At 43.0% G+C, this 21356-nt stretch carries 27 protein-coding genes; 2 read left to right on the top strand and 25 right to left on the bottom strand.

Going from position 1 to position 21356, the window contains the following annotated elements:
* Positions 1–11: 11 nt before the first annotated feature.
* The 8 genes from resB to HLI_RS00190 all read right to left on the bottom strand — a co-directional run bounded on the left by resB (position 12) and on the right by HLI_RS00190 (position 7103).
* Positions 12–1646, bottom strand: a complete 1635-nt coding sequence (resB, locus tag HLI_RS00225; RefSeq protein ID WP_128522499.1) for a cytochrome c biogenesis protein ResB — start codon at positions 1644–1646, stop codon at positions 12–14.
* Between the two features lie 29 nt (positions 1647–1675).
* Positions 1676–2227 (bottom strand): thiol-disulfide oxidoreductase ResA, encoded by a 552-nt coding sequence (gene resA, locus HLI_RS00220; RefSeq protein WP_128522498.1) that lies wholly within the window; start codon positions 2225–2227, stop codon positions 1676–1678.
* Between the two features lie 53 nt (positions 2228–2280).
* Entirely contained in the window at positions 2281–3009 is a 729-nt protein-coding gene (locus HLI_RS00215) for a pseudouridine synthase (protein ID WP_128526770.1), read from the bottom strand.
* A gap of 144 nt (positions 3010–3153) precedes the next feature.
* Complete coding sequence (locus HLI_RS00210; RefSeq protein WP_128522497.1) at positions 3154–3669, bottom strand: spore maturation protein; 516 nt, start codon at positions 3667–3669, stop codon at positions 3154–3156.
* Positions 3666–4256, bottom strand: coding sequence for a nucleoside recognition domain-containing protein (locus HLI_RS00205; protein ID WP_128522496.1), 591 nt, complete (start codon positions 4254–4256; stop codon positions 3666–3668). The genes HLI_RS00210 and HLI_RS00205 overlap by 4 nt, the downstream gene beginning before the upstream one ends.
* Complete coding sequence (locus HLI_RS00200) at positions 4244–5314, bottom strand: D-alanyl-D-alanine carboxypeptidase family protein (protein WP_128526769.1); 1071 nt, start codon at positions 5312–5314, stop codon at positions 4244–4246. The genes HLI_RS00205 and HLI_RS00200 overlap by 13 nt, the downstream gene beginning before the upstream one ends.
* Before the next feature lie 455 nt (positions 5315–5769).
* Positions 5770–6357 (bottom strand): SMC-Scp complex subunit ScpB, encoded by a 588-nt coding sequence (gene scpB, locus HLI_RS00195; protein WP_128522495.1) that lies wholly within the window; start codon positions 6355–6357, stop codon positions 5770–5772.
* Complete coding sequence (locus tag HLI_RS00190; RefSeq protein ID WP_128522494.1) at positions 6348–7103, bottom strand: segregation/condensation protein A; 756 nt, start codon at positions 7101–7103, stop codon at positions 6348–6350. Before HLI_RS00190 ends, scpB begins: the two co-directional genes overlap by 10 nt.
* Before the next feature lie 139 nt (positions 7104–7242).
* Between HLI_RS00190 and HLI_RS00185 the strand changes: the two genes are divergently transcribed.
* Positions 7243–7713: a DUF309 domain-containing protein gene (locus tag HLI_RS00185; protein WP_128522493.1), complete on the top strand. Its 471-nt coding sequence runs from the start codon at positions 7243–7245 to the stop codon at positions 7711–7713.
* Between the two features lie 58 nt (positions 7714–7771).
* Here the strand turns inward: HLI_RS00185 and HLI_RS00180 are convergent, their stop codons facing one another.
* The 16 genes from HLI_RS00180 to HLI_RS00110 all read right to left on the bottom strand — a co-directional run bounded on the left by HLI_RS00180 (position 7772) and on the right by HLI_RS00110 (position 19106).
* Positions 7772–8137, bottom strand: a complete 366-nt coding sequence (locus tag HLI_RS00180; RefSeq protein WP_128522492.1) for a GNAT family N-acetyltransferase — start codon at positions 8135–8137, stop codon at positions 7772–7774.
* Positions 8138–8417: 280 nt separating this feature from the next.
* Entirely contained in the window at positions 8418–8879 is a 462-nt protein-coding gene (locus HLI_RS22240) for a site-2 protease family protein (RefSeq protein ID WP_431357381.1), read from the bottom strand.
* Between the two features lie 22 nt (positions 8880–8901).
* Positions 8902–9336 carry a peptidylprolyl isomerase gene (locus HLI_RS00175; RefSeq protein ID WP_128522491.1) on the bottom strand — a complete coding sequence of 145 codons (435 nt, stop codon included), beginning with the start codon at positions 9334–9336 and terminating at the stop codon, positions 8902–8904.
* A gap of 14 nt (positions 9337–9350) precedes the next feature.
* A complete protein-coding gene (gene lysA, locus HLI_RS00170) occupies positions 9351–10646 on the bottom strand; it encodes a diaminopimelate decarboxylase (protein WP_128522490.1) in 1296 nt (431 codons plus the stop codon).
* Between the two features lie 121 nt (positions 10647–10767).
* Positions 10768–12234, bottom strand: coding sequence for a spore germination protein (locus tag HLI_RS00165; RefSeq protein WP_128522489.1), 1467 nt, complete (start codon positions 12232–12234; stop codon positions 10768–10770).
* A 24-nt stretch (positions 12235–12258) separates the two neighbouring features.
* Positions 12259–12609, bottom strand: coding sequence for a stage V sporulation protein AE (spoVAE, locus tag HLI_RS00160; protein WP_128522488.1), 351 nt, complete (start codon positions 12607–12609; stop codon positions 12259–12261).
* Entirely contained in the window at positions 12606–13622 is a 1017-nt protein-coding gene (gene spoVAD, locus HLI_RS00155; protein WP_128522487.1) for a stage V sporulation protein AD, read from the bottom strand. Before spoVAD ends, spoVAE begins: the two co-directional genes overlap by 4 nt.
* A 12-nt stretch (positions 13623–13634) precedes the next feature.
* A complete protein-coding gene (gene spoVAC, locus HLI_RS00150) occupies positions 13635–14054 on the bottom strand; it encodes a stage V sporulation protein AC (RefSeq protein ID WP_128526768.1) in 420 nt (139 codons plus the stop codon).
* A gap of 69 nt (positions 14055–14123) precedes the next feature.
* Positions 14124–14534: a stage V sporulation protein AB gene (locus tag HLI_RS00145; RefSeq protein WP_128522486.1), complete on the bottom strand. Its 411-nt coding sequence runs from the start codon at positions 14532–14534 to the stop codon at positions 14124–14126.
* Positions 14521–15138 carry a stage V sporulation protein AA gene (locus HLI_RS00140; RefSeq protein WP_128522485.1) on the bottom strand — a complete coding sequence of 206 codons (618 nt, stop codon included), beginning with the start codon at positions 15136–15138 and terminating at the stop codon, positions 14521–14523. Before HLI_RS00140 ends, HLI_RS00145 begins: the two co-directional genes overlap by 14 nt.
* 342 nt (positions 15139–15480) lie before the next feature.
* Positions 15481–16227 carry an RNA polymerase sporulation sigma factor SigF gene (sigF, locus tag HLI_RS00135; protein WP_128522484.1) on the bottom strand — a complete coding sequence of 249 codons (747 nt, stop codon included), beginning with the start codon at positions 16225–16227 and terminating at the stop codon, positions 15481–15483.
* 10 nt (positions 16228–16237) lie between these two features.
* Positions 16238–16678, bottom strand: a complete 441-nt coding sequence (spoIIAB, locus tag HLI_RS00130; RefSeq protein ID WP_128522483.1) for an anti-sigma F factor — start codon at positions 16676–16678, stop codon at positions 16238–16240.
* Positions 16663–17028: an anti-sigma F factor antagonist gene (spoIIAA, locus tag HLI_RS00125; RefSeq protein WP_128522482.1), complete on the bottom strand. Its 366-nt coding sequence runs from the start codon at positions 17026–17028 to the stop codon at positions 16663–16665. Before spoIIAA ends, spoIIAB begins: the two co-directional genes overlap by 16 nt.
* A 93-nt stretch (positions 17029–17121) precedes the next feature.
* Positions 17122–18297, bottom strand: coding sequence for a D-alanyl-D-alanine carboxypeptidase family protein (locus tag HLI_RS00120; protein WP_128522481.1), 1176 nt, complete (start codon positions 18295–18297; stop codon positions 17122–17124).
* 171 nt (positions 18298–18468) lie between these two features.
* Complete coding sequence (locus tag HLI_RS00115) at positions 18469–18855, bottom strand: HIT family protein (RefSeq protein ID WP_128522480.1); 387 nt, start codon at positions 18853–18855, stop codon at positions 18469–18471.
* 17 nt (positions 18856–18872) lie between these two features.
* Positions 18873–19106 (bottom strand): hypothetical protein, encoded by a 234-nt coding sequence (locus tag HLI_RS00110; protein ID WP_128522479.1) that lies wholly within the window; start codon positions 19104–19106, stop codon positions 18873–18875.
* 729 nt (positions 19107–19835) lie between these two features.
* Between HLI_RS00110 and HLI_RS21345 the strand changes: the two genes are divergently transcribed.
* Positions 19836–19988, top strand: a complete 153-nt coding sequence (locus HLI_RS21345) for a hypothetical protein (protein WP_164908433.1) — start codon at positions 19836–19838, stop codon at positions 19986–19988.
* A gap of 45 nt (positions 19989–20033) precedes the next feature.
* Here the strand turns inward: HLI_RS21345 and HLI_RS00105 are convergent, their stop codons facing one another.
* Positions 20034–21335 (bottom strand): pyrimidine-nucleoside phosphorylase, encoded by a 1302-nt coding sequence (locus tag HLI_RS00105; RefSeq protein WP_128522478.1) that lies wholly within the window; start codon positions 21333–21335, stop codon positions 20034–20036.
* Positions 21336–21356: the final 21 nt, after the last annotated feature.

Genomic DNA, 21356 nt, shown 5'->3' with positions numbered 1-21356 from the left:
TCCTCCTGACATTATGATTTCATTTCATATTGATCTATAGGTGATTCTATGTTGGTTCCAACGAGCGCTTTATCTATATCCATTCTTAAAGCGTACCAATTTTTGTTCGTATGGCCGGCAATCCAAACACCATTTTCACGTGGCTGCAACCATATACGGCGGTGGTTCCAATACATACCAATAATCACCCCGAACATAAAGATTGCTCCACCAACTGAAATAATACCTAACGTATGGTCCTTTTTCACTGTCAGACCTGTCACATCTCTTACATCAAAGTTGACCAGTCCAAGCTTGTATTGGTTGTCTTCACTTGCTGCGATATTCGCTCCAATGCCCAGAAAACTGGTTTCAGGTTCTGATTCACCCGGCGGAAATACGTTAAAGACGAAGGCAGGATTCCGCGGATATTTGGATACCGAAACCGGCTCTCCTTCATCCATCTCGTACTCAGGGAAATAGTTCGCAACCTCTACCCGATATCCACTTTCCAGCTCATAAGAAGCTCTAGGGTTTGAAAGGTCGACAGTGAATTCGCCATAAGTTGTATCTTCATCACCCTTGTCATGAATCTTGAAGGTCATTTCATTGAATTCATTCAGTTGATAACTTGCCTGGTACAGAGCGAACTCTTCGAACTTCAAAGGGTTATTCATAGTCGATGTGCCCTCTTTAATCTCTTCAAGTTCAGGCTCAGCTCCAGTCACGCCCTGGTTTTTGCGTTCATAAATGACAGCATCTGTACGGAAAGTTTTCGGAATGGCACCCGCTTGGTTCTCAAGCGCTTCCTTGAATTTTGCATCTTCCGGATTATCTTTATCATAGGTCTCCAAAGTGAAAGATTTATTTTCTATATAATACTCTCCTTCAGTCCCGCTGATCAAAGCTGTTTCTCCTTCGCGGACCCAAATGAATTCATCCACATAAAAAGCCGGAACGAATCGTAATAATGCACCAAGCAGGAAAATGATTAAACCAATATGATTGATATAAGGACCCCATCGGGAAAAACGATTTTTCTCGGCAAGCAAATGGCCATCCTGTTCATACACTTTAAAGCGCTGTTTCTTCAAGTTACTCTTGAACTTTTCAACATCCACTTCCTCAGCTTCTGTCTGTCCGAACACGCGCTGCTTCTTCATGAAAAGTTCGTGACGCTTCGGCTTTTGTTTTTTCAATGTTTTATATAAAGGAAAAAACCGGTCGATACTCGCAATTATGATGGAAATACCGATCATTGCTATCAAAAGCATGTACCACCAGGAGCTGAATAAATCATGAAAGCCAAGCTGGTAATAAATTTGACCGGCAATTCCATATTGATCCAGGTAATGTGTCGCTGGGTCAACGTTTTGCGGTATGTACATTTCCTGAGGAAAAATCGTACCAATAGCTGAAGCAACGACTGTAATGAAAATGAGAGTCACGCCGACTTTCACAGAAGAGAAAAAGTTCCAAATTTTATCGATAAACGTTCGATTATAAGTTTGGGACCGGCGTGCACTTCCATCATAACGCATATTCAACAAAGATTTTTGATCGTTGCCATCAATATGCTGATTCTTCTCGATCGGCTTACCACATGACTCACAAAGGACCGTCCCCTCAGGATTCACATGCCCACATTCGCAGGTAATTTCGTTCATAAATAAAACCTCACAATACCAAGTAGACTCTACTCTTCAGGTGTAATGCTCTGCAAGTGACCTTCTAATTTATCTAAAGTAAGCGGTCCGATCACTTGTTCCTCAATTTCACCGTCAGGGTTAATGAATAATGTGGAAGGAATAGGTCCGATATTATAAAGATCCATGACTTGTCCTTTTTTATCTTGCAAGATTGGGAAGCTGAGATCATATTCATCGATGAACCGTTCCACAACAAGCTCCGTCGAATCTAGATTGACGGCAAGGATTTCGACACCTTTTTCTTTATACTTGGGATACAATTCTTCCATATAAGGCATTTCATCTTTACATGGACCACAATAGGTAGCCCAAAAATTCACCATTACACCTTTACCTTCTAAATCACTCAACTGCACCGTTTCTTCCGTACCGAACTTTTTCAGTTGGAAATCAGGAGCTTTTTCTCCTTGTGCAATGACGGACTGGTCATCCTTCGCGTTTGATACAAGGGCGAAAACAACTAATCCGACCATGACCGCTAACATGGCTGTGCGAAAAATAAGGCGCTTTTTTTTCTTTTGTAATGTTTTTTCCTTCATTTCATTCACTCCCAGACCATTATAACATCGATTGGAACCATTAAATTTGAACGTTATTCAACATTTTGCTCAGCAAGTTGACGTAACTGCTTCACTTCATGCGGTTTCAACGGTCGGTAGTCACCGGCATTCATCCCTCGCAAATCCAGCGATCCATATCTTTCACGTTTCAACTTATCGACAGGAAATCCTATAGACTCGAACATCCGCCGGACCTGGCGATTCTTCCCTTCATGGAGAATCAACTGGACGATGGCCGTATTTTTCTTCGTTTCGGTGGAATTGATTTTGACATGGACAGCTTTCAAGTATTCTCCGTCTACTTTCATACCTTTTTTCAATTGCTGCAATTGTTCTTTTGTCGGTATGCCTTTGGTTTTAGCAATATATACTTTGTTCACTTCATGCTTCGGATGCATAAGCATATTCGCAAACTCTCCGTCATTTGTAAGTAAAATCAACCCAGACGTATCGTAATCCAATCGCCCGATCGGAAAAATCCGCTCTTTTACATCTGGAAGATAATCAGTTACGACTTTCCTGCCTTTATCATCACTTACGCTTGAAATGACGCCCCTCGGTTTATAAAGCAAGTAATATACAGGTTCTTCTTTATCAATTGGCACACCCTCAACTTCGACGTCATCGTTCTTGCCGACTTTCGTACCAAGTTCTGTCACAATTTCACCGTTCACTTTCACTTTCCCATCCACGATCATCGTTTCTGCTTTTCTCCGTGATGCAACACCTGCGTGGGCGATCACTTTCTGTAGTCGTTCCATATCTGCCATACGACAGTCACCAACCTTCTTATAGTACTTTCTTTGATTACATAACAGGAAGCCACGCTCATATGACCAGCGCGGCTTGTCAGTTCATTTACATTATACACATACTTGAAACATTTGAACAAAAAAATCATCCTATCAACTAAATAGGATGAGAACAATGATTATAGAAGCTATTATACCAACTAAATCGGCTAAGAGTCCAACTTTCAAAGCGTCTCCCATCCGTTTGATCCCAACCGCTCCGAAATAAACCGTAATGATATACAGTGTCGTATCCGTACTTCCCTGCATGACAGAGGCGAGCTGACCTATGAACGATTCAGGCCCGAACGTCCGAATCAGTTCTGTCGTCATACTTAATGCAGCGGTGCCCGAAATCGGTCTGATAAAAGCAAGTGGGAGAATTTCCTCCGGGACCCCGATCATCGACATGAGCGGGTCAAACACTTTCAGAATGGCCCCCATCGCCCCGGAAGCTTGAAAAATAGCGATGGATACCATCATCCCCAATAGGAAAGGAAGTAAAGAGATGGCAATTTGAATCCCTTCTTTACTTCCTTCAACAAAGACTTCATAAGAAGGGATTTTCTTCAAAGTAGCCGTGACTAATACAATAAGAATAATCGCAGGAATGAGCCATATGCTGATCATATCCGGAACGCCCTCTTCCTGCGATAATAAAAGTACCGATCAATCAATAATGCAGCACACGTAGAAATGAGAGTGGCCAGGATCGTGGCGCTTACAATTGATGTTGGATCCACTGCTCCATATTTCATCCGAATAGCAATCACTGTTGTCGGTATAAGTGTAAGGGAAGACGTATTTATCGCAAGTAATGTGATCATCGATCGGCTCGCATGGTCAGAACCTGAAAGATTTTTCAATTCTTTCATGGCCTTCAAGCCCATAGGAGTGGCAGCATTGCCGAGGCCAAACATATTTGCCGTCATATTCGACAAAATGTATCCAAGAGCAGGGTGGTTTTCTGGTATATCCGGAAAAATTCGCTTTACAACAGGACGGAAAATTTTCGCCAGTCCTTTCAATAATCCTGCTTCTTCAGCTATTTTCATTAACCCTAACCAAAAAATGAGTACACCAGCCAAGCTTAATGTAATCATGATCGCTTCGTCCAGGGTTTCAAAAATAGCTTTGTTCACTTCTTCCATCGTTCCATTGAACGCTGCATAGATAATTCCGATGACAGCAAGCAGCGCCCATATCAGGTTGACCATGGCATCACCCCCATCATCCTGTTCAAGAAGTTTCTCACCTCGGCCAAAAATGATTGAGAAGGTCGCTCGCTCCAGACAGGAGCTTCGACCACCGGCTCATTTCCAATGGTAAAGTGTGTGACACCCACTAAATTCGAGTGTCCTTCCACTTCGTCATACCTGTAAAAAGTAGCTTCCAAATCTTCTTTTTCTGAAAGAGTCAATGGGTAATATATATCTCTCGGAAAATAATAGGTCTGTCCATTCGCCTCTACTACCCCTTCACTTTGAAGCTTGACGGTTTCGAAGTTATTAAAGCCCCACTCAAACATACGCTTATGGTCATTCCAATCATCTGAGGCATTAAGTGTGACGGCTACAAGCTCCATTCCGTCTTTTTCAGCACTTGTTACGAGAGTCCGCCCAGCTGCCTTAGTGTAGCCCGTTTTCCCGCCATTTGTGTGTTCATAATACTGAGTCAACATTTTATTTTTGTTCATCCAAGCGTAATCCCTGTTTTCAGAACGATACATTTCACTTCCTGTCACTTCACGGAATGTATCATTTTTCATTGAGTAGGTCATCAACAAGCCAAGGTCATAAGCACTTGATAAATGCGTCTCACCATCAAGGCCGTGGGGATTTTCAAAATGGCTGTCATTCATCCCCAGCCATTGGGCTTTTTCATTCATCATTTGGACAAAACCTTCCACACTGCCTCCTACATGTTCCGCAATCGCAACGGCCGAATCATTACCAGAACGAAGCATCAAGCCATAGACGAGGTCTTTTAAAGGTATCTTTTCTTTCTCTGTTAAATAAATGGAGGATCCTTCGGTATAAACCGCTCTTTTGCTGACCTTCACTTTTTCATCTAACATGCCGGATTCAATTGCGATGATTGCTGTCATGATTTTCGTCGTACTGGCAATTAATGTCGGATCATAAGCTTTCTTTTCATAAAGCACACGACCTGATTCTGCATCCATTAAAACCGCCCGCTCAGCGGAAACCGATATATTCGCATTGGCATAAACGCGATCATTCAAAGAGATTGAAAATAATAAAGTGAAAATCATAAAAACACAAAGACACCTTCTCAAGAGGAGTTCCTCCTATTCACATCGTTTGGTACACCTTATGCAGAAAAGTACAAGCTTATGAATATATGAAGTGTGGAACCAGCCTGAAAGACTCGACAAGCATAAGCAAAACACCACAGTGAAGCGATCCTTCTTCACGGAGGTGGATTGCTTATGTCTCGAGAGTCTGGGGGGGGAACCGGACAAGTGAAATGTGTAGGCGCCATGGGCAGCCCCGACAAGCATAAGACAAACAACGAAGTGAAGAGGGGTTTCTTCACGTAGTTGATTGACTTATGACCTCGAAGGGCTTGGCGCTACAACTGGACAAGGGAAGTGTGGAACCCCCTGGGAGACTATAAGTGCTCAAGCAGGTTTTTTCAGTTTACCAAGGCCACACAAAAAAGCTGTCCCCCATTGAGGAACAGCTGTCAATCAAGCAATATGTCAATTTATTCATCAGCAAAAGGATCTTCGAATTTTTCAAAAAAGAGATCCGCTTCTCCTTCTACATCATCCTGTTGCTTCAATTCTGAAAGCGGCGGAAGTTCTTCCATTGAAGTCAAACCGAAATAAATCAAGAACCCCTTGGTAGTTCCATATAATATCGGTCGGCCAATTGCATCTTTTCTACCTTTTTCTTCAATAAGCCCGCGATTGACAAGTGTTTGAATCGCCCGGTCGCTTTTAACTCCCCTTAAATCATCCACTTCAACTCTAGTTATAGGTTGTTGGTAGGCAATGATCGCTAACGTTTCGAGGGCAGCTTGTGATAGTCTTGTAGATCCTGGAGTATCAAGCAATTTTTTATAATAGGAAGCATGTTCTGGTTTAGTCGTCAGATGCAGCGTCCCTTGTGACTCCATGATAGTCAGGCCTCTTCCAACTTCTTGATATTCTTCATGCATTTCATCAATCAATTGCTGGACTGTCTTCTGATCAAGTTCTAAAATGTCAGAAAGTTTCTTTCTGGTGACCCCTTCTTCTCCAGAAGCGAACAGCAGCCCTTCGATGATGGCTTTGTATTTTTCTAACTCCATGGCGCATCCTCCATCTTAAACACGATTAGTTCGTCGAAATGTTGTTGTTGCACACATACGATGTCATTGCTTTTCATCAGTTCTAACAAAGCGATGAAGGTGACGACAATATGTGGCCGTGTCCGTTTTTCAAATAGTTGGTGAAATGGAGTCCCTCCGGTTTGTACATCGATTCTCCCGAGAATTTCCTCCATCCTCATTTGGATCGGTATTTCATCCCGTTGGATTTTTGCTTCTTGAGGAGTCTCTTTCTTACTTCTCTTCATCAAGTTCCCCATCGCTTGAATCATGTCATAAATGGAAGCTTCACCTGGGCGGATTTCCGGCTCTTCTTCCTCCCAATCTTCTGTATTAAGAGGAGGACGTGTATATATGCGGTTCGCATCCAATTCTTTTTCTTTCAATTCTTCTGCCGCTTGTTTATATTTCCGATATTCGATCAGGCGGCGCATCAGGTCTTCTCTAGGGTCTTCGTCCAATTCATCTTCACTCATATCATCTTCCAGATTCGAGTTTGGGAGCAGCATTTGGCTTTTCATGGCAAGCAGTGTTGCTGCCATCACTAAGTATTCACTGGCAAGATCCAACTCCAACTCCTGCATGGTATGAATATAGTGCATGTATTGGTCTGTGATTTGGGATACTGGAATATCATGGATTTCAATTTCATATCTGTTGATTAAATGTAAAAGAAGATCCAACGGCCCTTCGAAACCATCCACTTTCACTTGGTAGCTTTTTGTCATATCATTCTTCCTTTACGTACAGTACTTTTCTCTAATGGTATCAGAAAACATCTTTCTCAAACAGACGAGGTTCGTCGCAGTCCCCTTGTCTCCCAGGCATCTATTCTTATAGAATAGATGGAGAAGTGGAGGTTTATTTATGTATCCAACAGCCTATGTCGAGTATTTAGCCCATTTTCACGGGACGCGCGATTACTTTGAATGTCACGAGGTCCTTGAAGAATATTGGAAAGAGGTCGATCCCAAAAACAGAAATTCTGTATGGGTGCTTCTAATCCAAATAGCTGTTTCGATGTACCATGATCGCAGAGGGAATCAAAAAGGAGCACGGATCCTTCTGAATCGCTGCCTTCACAAATTCCCGGAAAATCATATCAAACTTAAGAATCTCGGCCTGGACCCGGATCATCTTTTAGATCAGTTACACAAAACTGATGAGCGTTTGACAAAGGGAGAATCATATACCAGTTGGAATTTCCCGATCATAGATTTGCAGTTAAGGCAGGAAGTCCATTCACTTTGTCAAAAGTGGCAGGTAGCTTACGGAGCCCCAAGTGATATGTCAGATGATTGGCTCGTATGGAAGCACAAGCTCAGGAGCCGTGAATAGGATCAACCGAACTTAGAAATCATAAATAAAGGAGGTGTCACGAGTGGACACCTCCTTTTTAGATTTGTGATGACGCACTTTCTTCATCACACTTTTCTACAAAAGATTCTGTAGCTACATCCGCACAAACTCGGAATTCATCGCCAAAATGGGTCCTCATCCGCTGAATCATCTGTTTACCTATCCCTGAATTGCGGTGGGATGGATTGACAGAAACGTGTTGGATGATCACTTCATCGCCTTCTACACGGACGCCGATGGCCCCCAATATGTCTACTTCTTTCCACAGGAAGAGACTCCAATCAGGATTGGAATCATACTCCTTGATGATATCCTGAAGTGTTTTGACATCTGATACTTCAGGCATGAAAGATAGCAAACCCATCGCAATCTTTTCAAATGATTTTTTATATCGAATTAACATAATAACCCCTCAATATGAAAATAACTTTCCTAGGATCCTAAGAGATCTTCGGTATAAATCTTCGATCATTGATAATAATCGTTTAAATAAGTGTTACTTTCAATTTTGTCCATCTCATCACAGTATTTACATGACAATTCCAAACCAGTAGTACAAACCCCATCCTAAACTGAAGACCGCCAGGATAGTGAATAATGTCCAATTTTTCTTTTTCATCTATAGTTCCCCCGGTTCAAGGTGGTTTCTTTCCCCGTTTCATAGAATATAGGAATGTCAGCCATTATTCAACCCTATCCTTTCTATGCTTGAGCCACTGGAGGAGAAGGTACCCATCAGACCTTCTGCCACGGAAGGAAAAAGGGACGATATTTACTACTGCTAAGTATAGATTAAAAAGGAAGAAAAGTGACAAATAATCGTTCATTCGCGTCCAAAAGATGAAAAATAACAACAATGAAACCACAGCGTTGAGCAAAGGACCGCCTCCGCTGATCCAAGCTTTCTGCCATGGAGAAAACTGCTTTTGTCTCTCATTGATAGAATAAGCTCCTTGAAAAAACAGCAGGCCCACTTTGATATGCAGTTTCTTAACCTTCACCTGATGGATCAATCGACCTCGCCCAAGATGAATAACACACCTTTGAGAGCGAAAGAGCAACCCCGGTAATACATGTCCGAGTTCATGAACGAATAAACTAAGAGGAGCCACTAAGAAAATCAATACTAGAATCGTGACAATCATATTAATCCTTTGTCAAGGACGATTACTTTTCTTCTACTCTCACTTTTTGCATCATATCTCCAACACGGACACGATCAACGCTGTCTACTCCTTCAATCACTTTCCCAAATACTGTGTGCCGACCATCCAGGTGCGGCTGCGGAGAATGACAAACGAAGAACTGACTTCCACCGGTATCTTTTCCGGCGTGAGCCATAGACAGAGTTCCCCGTTCATGTTTATGTGGGTTCCCTTCTGTTTCGCATTTGATCGTATATCCCGGGCCGCCTGCGCCTGTTCCATCTGGGCAGCCTCCTTGAATGACGAAATCAGGGATGACACGGTGGAAAGTCAAACCATCATAAAATTCATCATTTGCTAGTTTTTCAAAATTCGCTACTGTATTAGGTGCTGCCTCATCATAAAGTTCAATCACCATTTTTTCCCCGTTTTCAAATTGAATCGTTGCTTGTTTCATTTCTCATACCCCTCTCATTTTTCATAGGATAAATCAAGTCTTGTCATTTCCTGATAACTCTCTCTTCGCACTACCAATTGGTGCAGTCCGTTTTCAACGAACACAACCGCTGCTTTTTGAAAGCGGTTGTAATTGTTTGCCATAGCATAACCATACGCTCCTGTGCTGAAAACTGCAAGTCTATCCCCGTGCTCTACTTTCGGTAGTGCCACATCCCATATTAGCATATCTCCAGATTCACAGCACTTTCCAGCTATCGAGTATTCTTTTTCCTCTGATTCGTTCATTTTATCAACGAGTGCTGCTTCATATTTCGCCTGGTACAAAGCTGGACGGATATTGTCTGTCATCCCTCCATCAACAGAAACATATGTGCGCACATCCGGGATATCTTTAATCGACCCGATGGTATAAATCGTCGTTCCTGCTTCTCCGACAATCGCCCTCCCTGGCTCAATCCAGATTTCAGGCATAGGATATCCGTAATGCTCTGATAAACCCTTCACTTCTCCAATCAATGCATAAGCATATTGATCCAGGTCCAAAGGTTGGTCTTCCTTTGTATATTGAATTCCGAATCCTCCGCCCAAGTTAAGGACGTCAGCCGTATATTCGAACCTGTCCTTCCATTCTTTCAAGGTGGTGAACAGTTTACGTGTCGCCATTTCAAATCCGCTCGTCTCAAATATTTGGGAGCCGATATGACAATGCAGACCAAGCAGCCGGATACGTTTATGGTCTTCAACTTTCATAAATGCTTCTTCTGCTTGTCCACTGGTTAAGTCGAAACCGAACTTTGAATCTTCCTGCCCTGTAAGGATGTAATCATGTGTGTGAGCTTCGATTCCCGGAGTTACTCTTAAGAGCACGTCCATGTCACGGTCTTGATCGTCCAAAATATTACTAAGTAATTCGATTTCATAAAAATTGTCTACTACAATACATCCAATTCCATGTTCCACGGCCATCTCCAATTCGCGGACGCTTTTATTATTGCCGTGCATATGAATTTTTCCGACTGGGAAGCCAGCTTCCAGCGCTGTGTGCAGCTCCCCTTCTGAAACGACATCAAGACTTAGTCCCTCTTGATGGGCAACTTGCAAAATTGCAACAGAAGAAAAAGCTTTGCTTGCATAGGCGACTTGTGCTGGCACATCATTTTCATGAAACGTACGGACAAATGCTCTGGCTTTTTCTCTGATTTTTTCAACATCGTACACATATAAAGGTGTCCCATAATGATCGGCAAGTTCTTTTGCAGATACTTGTCCAATCATAAGTTGACCTTGCTCATTCACCTCATGGTTCATCGTACCCCGCCTTTATGTCCGGAATCCGGTAGAATTTAGAAATAGAAAATGCCCCTTGTAAATCAAAGGACATTTGTAATTTATTTTAATTTATCACATTGGTAAAGCATGGGCAATAAGATTAATTTTGTCGATTGTTATTTTGCGGGTGAACAACACTCGGACGGATTTTCAAGGAAGGCATACTCAAACGCAGCAGAATTTGCACTGCAGCCTTAGCATTGAAAGGCATGAACGGCCATAAGTAGGGAGTGTTCAGAGACTTCGTGCTCGCAAGCAGGAGAACATAGGCAAGGAATCCGACCATGAATCCTTTAATACCGAATATAGCAACAAAGATGACAAAAAGGACGCGAGCCATTTTATTTGCTACTGACAATTCATAACTCGGTGTAGAATAAGATCCGATGGCACTGACAGCCACATATAAAATAACTTCAGGCACGAACATTCCAACATCGATGGCAATCTGCCCGATAAGCACAGCGGCAATCAAGCCCATCGCGGTCGAGAGCGGTGTCGGCGTATGAATGGCAGCGATCCTCAACATCTCTAACCCTAAATCAGCAAGTAAAATCTGATAAATGATCGGGATGCTGCTTTCTTCATTAGGCCCTATAAACGAAAGGTTTGGAGGTAAAAGGTCTGGCTGCATGACGAAAAGCATCCATAATGGTAGTAAAAAAACAGAAGCAAAGATTCCAAAGAACCTCACCCAGCGAACAAACGTCCCTACAGGTGGGGATTGACGGAATTCTTCAGCATGCTGGACGTGATGAAAATAGGTAGTCGGAGTAATGATCATACTTGGTGAGGTATCCACCATGATGAGCACATGACCTTCAAATAAGTGCGCAGCAGCAACATCCGGCCTCTCCGTGTATCGGACCAGCGGGAACGGGTTCCTCCCTTGATTGACAAGAAATTCCTCTAATGTCTTATCAGCCATAGAAAGTCCATCAATGTCGATTTTCTTTATTTCTTCTTTTATCAATTTAACAAGACCCGGGTCAGCGACATCCTGAATATAGGATAGACAAACATCTGTCTTTGAACGCTTACCGACCTGCATAATTTCATGTCGTAAACGTTCGTCACGAATCCTTCTTCTTGTCAGTGCGGTATTTTCAATAATGTTTTCTGTATAACCATCGCGGGCACCCCTGATGACTTTCTCCGTGTCCGGTTCCTGCGGGGTACGCCCTGGATAGGCACGCACATCGACGATAAAGACTTCCGTTTCACCTTCAATGAAAATGGCAATAAGGCCTGATAAAACTTGAGTGATCACTTTTTCCATATTGCTGACGACTTCCACTTGCTGATGGGGGATGTCATCTTTGATTTGCTGGAAAACAGATGTCACTTCTTCCGTCGTATCGTTCATCTCAAACAACTGGCGCATCACTTCAACGATAACCGGTGTTTCGACTAGACCTGTTACATAATAGACGTTCACCTCATGATCGAGAATTTTCAGTGTACGGAAGCCGATGTCGAACGACGCATCCACTCCAATTCGATCATTCATCACTTTTCTATTCTGTTCCAACTTCATTACGATTGGTGTTTCCTTTTCTTTAGGCATTGTCCTCCACTCCTTGCTTACTCCTTATCCTTTCGGCTTGAATAAAACAGCCACGATAAAGCCGAATAAAATGGCCGATGCAATACCGGCAGACGTCAATTCAAATATTCCAATGGCTACACCGATGATTCCGTGTTCATCCGCCTGTTCCATCGCTCCATGTAACAAAGAGTGTCCGAAGCTCGTAATCGGTACGGTCGCCCCTGCTCCTGCAAACTCAATCAGATTGTCATAAAGGTCGAACGCATCCAGGACTGCTCCTGCTACGACAAATGATGACATTACATGTGCGGGTGTCAATTTAAAAACATCCATTAAAAGTTGGCCGATGACACAAATCAGTCCTCCTACAATGAACGCCCATAAGAAGGTCATGACTGCGTCTCTCCCTTCGTTAAAACGACCGCATGCGCAATTCCTGGAATCGATTCTTTCTGTTGAAGCATCATCGGACTCATCAATGCGCCTGTCGCCACTACTAGAACTCGTTTGTATTTGCCTTCTTTTAAATCTTGAACGAGCTTCCCGTAAGTGACTACAGCAGAACAGGCACAACCGCTCCCTCCAGCGAATACAGGCTGATCACTATGGTAGACCAATAAACCACAATCTTTGTGAACCTCGCTGATATCATACCCATCCTGCTTCATCATATCTCTGAGAATCGGTGTCCCGACAGATGATAAGTCTCCCGTGGCAATGACATCATAATCGGCAGGTACACGCCCCATATCTTCTAAATGAGTTTTGATTGTGTCCCATGCTGCAGGAGCCATTGCTGTCCCCATGTCGAAAGGGTCTTTGATGCTATAGTCCAACACTTTACCAATCGTCGCTGCTTCAATTTGAATCGGGGAAGGTTCTTTGGAAATAAGAGCAGCTCCGCTTCCGGTAACGGTAAATGTCGCTGTGCTAGGTTTCTGCCCTCCATACTCAGTTGGGTAACGGAATTGCCTTTCCGCTGTACAATTGTGGGAACTTACAGCGACTAACGTTTGTTTAGCATAGCCTGATGAAACAAGTGCGGCCCCTGTCGCAAGTGTCTCCATACTAGTCGAACATGCGCCGAACATTCCAAGAACCGGCATACCAAGTTGACGAGCCACATAATTCCCAGTCACGTTTTGATTAAGCAGGTCCCCAGCCAGGAACAAATCAACATTCGATTGATCCACACCTGCTTTTTGCAGACATGTGTGGACGGCATCGATCATCAATTTCCTTTCTGCCAACTCCCAGTTTGCTTCACCACAATGAAGCTCTTCATGAATGATGTCATACGTATCTTTAAGTGGTCCTTCACCCTCCATGGGGCCGACCACTGTGCCTGTCGACTGTAAATATACAGGGTTAGTAAAAGACCAAGTTTGTTTTCCTGTTTTAGACATTTTGTTTTCCTCCTAAAAAATAAGCGCCCAAACATATCGGATGATGCCCAGTACATAGGCGGCTACAACCCCGAAGACGATGACAGAGCCAGCAAGTTTAAATAAATTCGTCGCGATTCCAAGGACAATACCTTCTGACTTATGCTCGAGAGCTGCAGAAGTGATGGAATTCGCAAAACCTGTCACAGGTACCGCAGACCCTGCCCCCGCGAACTGTCCCAACTTATCATAGACCCCAATTCCTGTTGCTAAAGCTGAAAGCAGAATCAAAGTAGCTACGGTAGGATTAATCGCATTTTTCTCACTAAAATCAAACCAATGGATATACATTTGAGTCAAGAGCTCACCAAATACACAGATGAGCCCACCCACTACAAAAGCCTTGAGACAATTCATCAAATACGGAGGCTTTGGCTGGTAGGATTTACTCATTTTCTCGAAATTCTTTTCATTCAATGGTTGCTTATCCAAGATGTTTCCTCCTACAATTTATAACTCTCTTTAACGGACGAAGATGATCCATTGAAACAAGGATCCTGCGATTTTTCCAAGTACGAGAGCCATCAATAAAGTGAACAAAAAACCGTCGACGCCGATTCGTTTAAAAAGGAGTGGAAAGACATTGAGAACTTCGGTTAATGCAGCCGCGAGCATACCAATGAAGATTCCATGAAACAATCCCCAAATGATTAATCCAGGCAGTGTCATTTTCATAGGGAAATCCCCGAATGACAAATAGATACCGAAAAACACCCCTAGAATGACAGCTATCTCATAATGCCTCAATTTAGACTCGGTATGACTCAGCTGCATCAATCTCGGTACGATACCAAGTACTGTCAAAAATGCTACGAATCCAGTACCGACAGCTACCCCTGAAGCAAGGCCTATTAAGGCTTCAACGATCCACATCCTGTTTTTCCACCTTATTTTCTTTAATGGCTACATAATGGTCCAAATCTTCCTGATAATTGAATATTTCAACTTCCATCGGGCTTGGCTCTTCATTAAATCGCTTTTGGAACCAATGATTAAAAAACAGAATCATCCCGATTCCAAGCCCAATCGAATAAGGAACCTGAATCCATAATGGATGTTCTTCCTCTTCTCCTGTCAGCATAAAGTGTAACTTTTGCTGCACAGACTGCATGCTGACATCATAATGGAAGTTCATGATCGCCATGGCCGCCCCTATGAACAGTAAGATCCAGATAGCACAAATAAGAATAGGTGATGGCTGCCTTTTATGTTTTTCCACGTGCACCACACATTGGTTCGGACCTATCAGTTCCAATTCCATTTGGGGGAACTTGTCAAGAACCTGCTCGACGATCATGAACGAATCAATGACGACGATGTTCCGATCTTCTTCTGCGACCTGGTGCAAAACCATTTGTTCTAATTCCGGCATATGCCTTTTAGAGCCCGTCACCCGCGCGACATCAGCCAAGCGGACTTTTGATAATGGTTGTACATAGATCGATTGTTTGGTGCGAATATAGACAGGAGCCGCCAATTTATTCGCCTCCCCTGTTTTTATTTCTTAGACTTATTATGTGTGAGATAAAACAAAACATACGACAAGAATTTTTTTCACCAAACAAATAAAGCCCGCCAATTGATGGCTGACTTTATTTTATTGAGTAGCTGGACACTATTTCTATTTATCGGTGCCATTCAATTTTCACCATCGTCCAAAGAATACCAGCTGTACAACAGCGAATGTAACGGCGGAATACATTTTCAATAGGCATTCAGGCTATTGCAGTACCGTGCTTATCTCGAGGGATATGCAGCACATAAACGACCAAAGATATTCACTTTACCAACAAAAAACTGCACCTAGGAAGGTACAGTTTCAGCTAGTATCATTCATCGTCTCTTTCATGTCTGCTAATATCTTCTTCTCTAACCTGGAAACTTGCACTTGCGAGATACCCAGGCGTTCAGCCACTTCCGTCTGAGTCTGATCTTTATAGTAACGCAAGTATATGATCAGCCTCTCACGTTTATCAAGCTTACTCATCACATCCTGCAACGTGAGATGGTCGAACCAATTGCTTTCTTCTTCAGCTATTTGATCGACAAGTGTGATCGGATCTCCTTCGTTCTCATAAACGGTTTCATGGATGGATTGTGGAGCTCGTCCAACTTCCTCCGCCTGGACGATTTCCTCTTTCGTAAGACCCAAAGCATCTGCCAGTTCATTCACAGTCGGAGAACGACCATTCTCCTTCATAAGTTCTTCTTTTTTAGCCCTGACTTTATGATTTAGTTCTTTTAAACTTCGACTGACTTTAACACTTCCGTCATCCCTGATAAAACGCTGGATTTCTCCAATGATCATCGGAACAGCATAGGTGGAAAAACGAACATCATAGCTCAAATCAAACTTATCGATTGATTTCAAGAGACCAATACAACCGATTTGGTACAAGTCATCCTGATCATAGCCACGCCTTAAGTATCTTTGGACGACCGACCAAACAAGACGGGTGTTTTTCTCAACTAAGAAGTCCCTCGCCTCTTGATCGCCCGCCTGACTTTTTTTAATCAAGTCTTTGACATCCTTGTCGGACAGACGTTCTTTTGTCGTATCGCTCATAAGCGCGACCTCAATTACACAGAGCACGGGATGACGTGAGTTGCTTCGTCATACGGATCGTTGTACCGACCCCGGGCTCTGATGTAATATCCACTTGGTCCATGAAGTTTTCCATGATAGTAAAGCCCATTCCAGACCGCTCCCACTCCGGTTTGGAAGTGTATAGCGGTTCTTTTGCTATATCGATATTTTCAATCCCCTGACCACGATCCTGGATGATGAGTTCAAATTCCTCCCCATCAATCGCACATGTCAAAAGTACTTTCTCATCAGATTTTTCTTCGTATCCATGGATGATCGCATTTGTGACAGCCTCAGATACAACCGTCTTAATATCCGTAAGCTCTTCCATTGTCGGATTAATCTGACTGACAAAAGCAGCGACAGATACGCGAGCAAGTGATTCATTTTCACTTACGCTTGTAAATTCTAAGGTCATTTCATTTCGCATGATGCCACCCCCAACATCTCGAGCGCAAATGCCTCATTATCTGTAAGCTTCATGATTTTGAACATCCCCGACATATCGAATAAGCGTCTGACTTCCGGGCTGATCGAACAAATCACCATTTCATTCCCTTTTGCCTGTACTTCTTTATAACGACCGAGCATGACCCCGAGACCTGAACTATCCATGAAGGACAATTTCTCTAAATTCACAATCACATGTTCGACCCCGTTGATCTGCAGATGCTCCTGCCACGACTGCCGAAGCCGGCTGGCCTCATGATGATCCAACTCTCCATCCAGACGAACAAGCAATACATTTTCTCTGACCACAAAATTTACGTTAAGACTCAAGTGAATTCCCTCCTCTGACTTATAAGAGTCACTATGTCTTTTCGTATTTTTTGTTGTCATTTCCTGCTCAAAAACAATACTAGTGGGAAAATGCTAAAACCTCTGAAAGCTCGTCAAATTCCTCCACGAGCGCTGCCATAAAGGTAAAAACCCTGCCTGTTCTACCTGTTCAGACGTTTCCAGACGGACTTTCGCCACTTCTTCATCGCCTTTCTTCACGATCACCCATCCCATATGGGCTCCTTTTTCTAATGGAAGGTCAGATTTATTTGCTACTTTCACTTCCGTCTCATATTGATTCTCCTTGTCCCTCTTCTTCTGCAATACGACTACGTCTTTTTCAGGCGAAAGATCGATTTTACGTGGCTCACCACGTGTCACATTCATCGTCTGCAAAATATCATCCTTAGAATAAAGCTTCACACCCTTGTATTGCCCAAACCCATAATCCAGTAAGCTGGTCACATCAGCGTTTCTCTTTTTCGGATTTTCCGCACCCATGACAACTGCAATCATATGCATATCATCTCTTTGCGCAGAAGCCGTCAAACAATACTTCGCTTCGGATGTGTAACCTGTTTTCAGTCCGTCCATTCCAGGGTAGGACTTGATAAGTTTGTTCGTGTTGACTAACCAAAACTCATTCTTCTGGCCTTTACGCAGATAGTCATCATAGATTTTCGTATAATTCGTCACTTCATCATGCAACAGCAATTCACGTGCCATTACCGCCATGTCATGTGCCGTACTATAATGCCCCTTTGCCGGTAGTCCTGTCGGGTTTTCAAAATGGGTGTTTTTCAACCCTAAATCTTTCGCTTTTTGATTCATCTGGTCCACAAAAGTTTTCTCACTGCCTGCTATATGCTCGGCCATTGCCACACTTGCATCATTTCCTGAGGCGACAGCGATCCCTTTCAAAAGATCTTCCACATTCATCTCTTCTCCAGCTTCCAGGAAAATCTGCGATCCACCCATAGAAGCAGCATGTTCACTGATCCTGATTGTGTCCTCAAGCTTGATGTTCCCTTTATCCAATTCTTCCATTATGAGAAGAAGGGTCATCACTTTTGTCATACTGGCTGGTGGTAACTTTTTATCGGAATCCTTATCATATAAAGTCATTCCACTGTTTTTTTCCATCAAAATCGCAGACTCAGCCGAATTTACAATTTCAGAAGAAGCTTTTTCTTCTGCTTGTATAATGGTTGATGGGAAAAGGCTGAACAGTAAACATAAAGCAACGAACGTACTTATCATTTTTTGCATAAACTTGACCTCCCATTGCTGTAAGTGTCCCTATTTTTCCCATAGAAGGACGTTCTATGCATCATAAGAATGTGGAGAGAGGACTTAAGAACAGATACACATCACCCCTGTTACGGTAATTCCATTTTTAACGGCAAAAAAAGCACTACCTTCAAGGCAGTGCTCGCGTTACTATATATGCCGTTTATTCTCTTCCTGCTTCAACCAGTGACGAATGCCTTTGCCTGCATGAGGTTCATCTTCAAAGCGTGGGATGATATGGAGGTGGGCATGGAAAATATGTTGACCACCTGTCTCGTAACAGTTATATCCAATATTGTACCCGTCAGGCTGCATGGTATCATCCAACCACTCTTTCACCTGATGAAGAAGCGCCTGTGTGTCGAGCCATTCTTTTTCAGAAAGCTCAAAGACTGTAGTCCTATGGGATTTAGGTACAATCAGTCCAGAACCTTTCAGAATTCGCTGGTCTTTCTGCACGTAATAACACGACTCATTTTCAAAAAGAATTCTTTGTTCTTCGTCTTTCTCAGGAGCGCATAAGATGCATTCAGCCATAGGTTCACATCCTTAATTTATGTAATCGGGAAAAATTCATCGATAACGATGAATGCCATCATTGACGAAATGACAAGCATGACCGACCCTTTGATTGTCCGATTTTCTTTTAACAAAGAAAATCCTTGCAGGAGATAAGCAAGGGCTAAAAGAAAAGCAAATTGCCAAAAATCCACTTTTACTGAAGTAAACAAGTATAGGAAACCTGCTATCATACAAGAAACACTTACGGCTATTTCTACTATCCGCAAAAAAACACTCCTTACAAACAACTTAGCTACACTCTAAAGTTAATCATTTACCATTTGGGTCCGTTGCTTCAAACGAGCTCGGGTTGGATGGGAAATAACTCGCTTTCCTGCGGGGGAACTGGCAAGCCTCCTCGCTCGTTGACACTCACTACGGGGTCTCGCCTAGCTCCTTCTCCCGCGGGAGTCTCGTCATTTCCCATCCAACCCATTTATTCTTGGGTGAACGACCCTTCCATAGAAGAAAATGAGCCGTCTTCATGCACCGAAAAATGATTCAGCTCTCCTCCACAATATGTGGGCAGGCATATATTTTCGAGAACCGTTTTCTGTATAATATTCCGAGAGGTTTTAGACTTAGGAGATTTACCGTACTACCTGCAGAAAGAAAGACCTTTCTCAAAGCCTAAAATCCCTACAAACAACTCGAAATCGAGTCTTCCTGATAACTGTCATTATGTTGAAAAAAACACTTTAAAATATCATATCATGAAATAAAAACGAAATGGGAGGGAGTTTTTATATTTTTCCTACCTGCGCACCAACAAAAAAAGCCCCGGAAGTATACCGGGGCTACTGAAGAACTGCAACTTTCAGAGTTATGCATCAAAGGAAGGCCGGTCAGGACGATTTTATCGTTCAATCGGCTTCTTTATTTCGATAAGTCATTAATAAAATCAAAGTAAATCACTCTTTTTAGACAGGCCTCGTTGATTCCACGAGGAGCGTTCGGTGGTGATGCCTGCGGGGAAAGCACGAGCCGAAGATCCACTTGGTCATGTGATCTTCTTGACCAAGTTAGCTGAGGCCGTGCCCGCGGCAAGCATCCACCGACAAGCGATTCGTGATAAGCAACAACATACTTTAACAGTTCCTCTAGATTGAAAAGGGTTTTTCAGTGGCCTCATGTATACCCGGGACTTTCCTCATTTACTTGATAATATTGTGGATCAGTGTAGGCTTTTCCACTTTTTCATTGGTAATCGTATAAGATTCTTTCACTTTATCGATCGAAGCAGTCGGATTCTTCTCATCGCTCAGAAGTACAACAAGTGGTTCGCCTGCTTTCACTTCATCACCAATTTTCTTCTTCAGTGTAATTCCGACACCATGATTGATCACATCATCTTTCGTTGCTCGGCCTGCTCCTAAATACATAGCTGCAATCCCGATTGACTCGGCGTCAATTGCGGAAACGAAACCGTCTTGATCGGCATTCACTTCGACTTCGTAGGCCGCTTTAGGTAAACGATCCAGGTCATCAATCATGGACACATCTCCACCTTGAGACTCAATCAATGTCCGAAGAGATTGGAATGCTTTGCCATTTTCGAGATTCGCTTCAAGCGCTTCATACGCTTCTTCATAGGAATTGAACACTTCTGCAAGTACAGTCATATGAGATGCGAGTTCAAGGGACAAACGTCGTAAATCTTCAACATTCTCTCCTTGTAGGATACGAGCAGCCTCTTTGATTTCATTCGCATTTCCGACCTCGAAACCAAGCGGCTGGTTCATATCACTGATCACCGCTACTGTGTTACGACCCAGGTTATTACCTATATTCACCATTTCGCGTGCCAGTGCTTCAGAATCTTCAAGTGTCTTCATGAAAGCGCCAGAGCCTGTTTTCACATCAAGCACGATGCTATCAGCACCGGAGGCAAGTTTTTTACTCATAATGGATCCTGCTATCAATGGCAGGGAATCCACTGTCCCTGTTACATCACGCAGGGCGTAAAGTTTTTTGTCAGCAGGAGCCAGGTTACCTGTCTGGCCTGCTACCGCCAGCTTATGTGTATTGACATTTTCGATGAATTTCTCTTTCGTCATTTCAATTTCAAGATCTTTGACGGACTCCAACTTATCCAGCGTGCCACCTGTATGTCCAAGACCACGACCGGACATTTTCGCTACAGGAACACCTACAGAAGCAACGAGAGGTCCTACAATAAAGGTCACTTTGTCGCCTACTCCCCCAGTAGAGTGCTTGTCGACTTTATGGCCTTCAATTGCAGACAAGTCAATCGTCTCCCCAGAATCAACCATTGCTTGGGTCAGTGTGGCTGTCTCTTCCTGTGTCATTCCTTGGAAGTAGATGGCCATTGTCAATGCTGAAGCCTGATAATCAGGAATATCACCTTTTGTATATCCTTCTACAAAAAAGTCAATCTCCGCTTTTGTCAGTTCCCCACCGTCTCTTTTTTTAACAATAATGTCGTACATTCTCATCTCTATCATCCCTTTACTATT

The sequence above is a fragment of the Halobacillus litoralis genome, assembly GCF_004101865.1.
Lineage (GTDB): Bacteria > Bacillota > Bacilli > Bacillales > Halobacillaceae > Halobacillus > Halobacillus litoralis_A.
The sequence above is the reverse complement of the archived record's forward strand: the minus strand, read 5'-3'. Positions and strand labels throughout refer to the sequence as shown.

What these genes read in the sequence shown, in the direction of transcription:
- HLI_RS00200 (WP_128526769.1), bottom strand. Translation starts at nt 5,314, where the DNA reads ATGATTTTCACTTTATTATTTTCAATCTCTTTGAATGATCGCGTTTAT.
- lysA (WP_128522490.1), bottom strand. Translation starts at nt 10,646, where the DNA reads ATGAACCATGAGGTGAATGAGCAAGGTCAACTTATGATTGGACAAGTA.
- HLI_RS22240 (WP_431357381.1), bottom strand. Translation starts at nt 8,879, where the DNA reads ATGATTGTCACGATTCTAGTATTGATTTTCTTAGTGGCTCCTCTTAGT.
- resA (WP_128522498.1), bottom strand. Translation starts at nt 2,227, where the DNA reads ATGAAGGAAAAAACATTACAAAAGAAAAAAAAGCGCCTTATTTTTCGC.
- HLI_RS00210 (WP_128522497.1), bottom strand. Translation starts at nt 3,669, where the DNA reads ATGATCAGCATATGGCTCATTCCTGCGATTATTCTTATTGTATTAGTC.
- HLI_RS00175 (WP_128522491.1), bottom strand. Translation starts at nt 9,336, where the DNA reads ATGAAACAAGCAACGATTCAATTTGAAAACGGGGAAAAAATGGTGATT.
- spoVAE (WP_128522488.1), bottom strand. Translation starts at nt 12,609, where the DNA reads ATGACCTTCTTATGGGCGTTCATTGTAGGAGGACTGATTTGTGTCATC.
- HLI_RS00115 (WP_128522480.1), bottom strand. Translation starts at nt 18,855, where the DNA reads ATGGCTGAATGCATCTTATGCGCTCCTGAGAAAGACGAAGAACAAAGA.
- scpB (WP_128522495.1), bottom strand. Translation starts at nt 6,357, where the DNA reads ATGGAGTTAGAAAAATACAAAGCCATCATCGAAGGGCTGCTGTTCGCT.
- HLI_RS00120 (WP_128522481.1), bottom strand. Translation starts at nt 18,297, where the DNA reads ATGCAAAAAATGATAAGTACGTTCGTTGCTTTATGTTTACTGTTCAGC.
- spoIIAB (WP_128522483.1), bottom strand. Translation starts at nt 16,678, where the DNA reads ATGCGAAATGAAATGACCTTAGAATTTACAAGCGTAAGTGAAAATGAA.
- spoVAC (WP_128526768.1), bottom strand. Translation starts at nt 14,054, where the DNA reads ATGAGTAAATCCTACCAGCCAAAGCCTCCGTATTTGATGAATTGTCTC.
- HLI_RS00105 (WP_128522478.1), bottom strand. Translation starts at nt 21,335, where the DNA reads ATGAGAATGTACGACATTATTGTTAAAAAAAGAGACGGTGGGGAACTG.
- HLI_RS00205 (WP_128522496.1), bottom strand. Translation starts at nt 4,256, where the DNA reads ATGGTCAACCTGATATGGGCGCTGCTTGCTGTCATCGGAATTATCTAT.
- HLI_RS00185 (WP_128522493.1), top strand. Translation starts at nt 7,243, where the DNA reads ATGTATCCAACAGCCTATGTCGAGTATTTAGCCCATTTTCACGGGACG.
- HLI_RS00215 (WP_128526770.1), bottom strand. Translation starts at nt 3,009, where the DNA reads ATGGAACGACTACAGAAAGTGATCGCCCACGCAGGTGTTGCATCACGG.
- HLI_RS00145 (WP_128522486.1), bottom strand. Translation starts at nt 14,534, where the DNA reads ATGTGGATCGTTGAAGCCTTAATAGGCCTTGCTTCAGGGGTAGCTGTC.
- HLI_RS00165 (WP_128522489.1), bottom strand. Translation starts at nt 12,234, where the DNA reads ATGCCTAAAGAAAAGGAAACACCAATCGTAATGAAGTTGGAACAGAAT.
- HLI_RS00190 (WP_128522494.1), bottom strand. Translation starts at nt 7,103, where the DNA reads ATGACAAAAAGCTACCAAGTGAAAGTGGATGGTTTCGAAGGGCCGTTG.
- HLI_RS00180 (WP_128522492.1), bottom strand. Translation starts at nt 8,137, where the DNA reads ATGTTAATTCGATATAAAAAATCATTTGAAAAGATTGCGATGGGTTTG.
- sigF (WP_128522484.1), bottom strand. Translation starts at nt 16,227, where the DNA reads ATGAGCGATACGACAAAAGAACGTCTGTCCGACAAGGATGTCAAAGAC.
- spoVAD (WP_128522487.1), bottom strand. Translation starts at nt 13,622, where the DNA reads ATGTCTAAAACAGGAAAACAAACTTGGTCTTTTACTAACCCTGTATAT.
- resB (WP_128522499.1), bottom strand. Translation starts at nt 1,646, where the DNA reads ATGAACGAAATTACCTGCGAATGTGGGCATGTGAATCCTGAGGGGACG.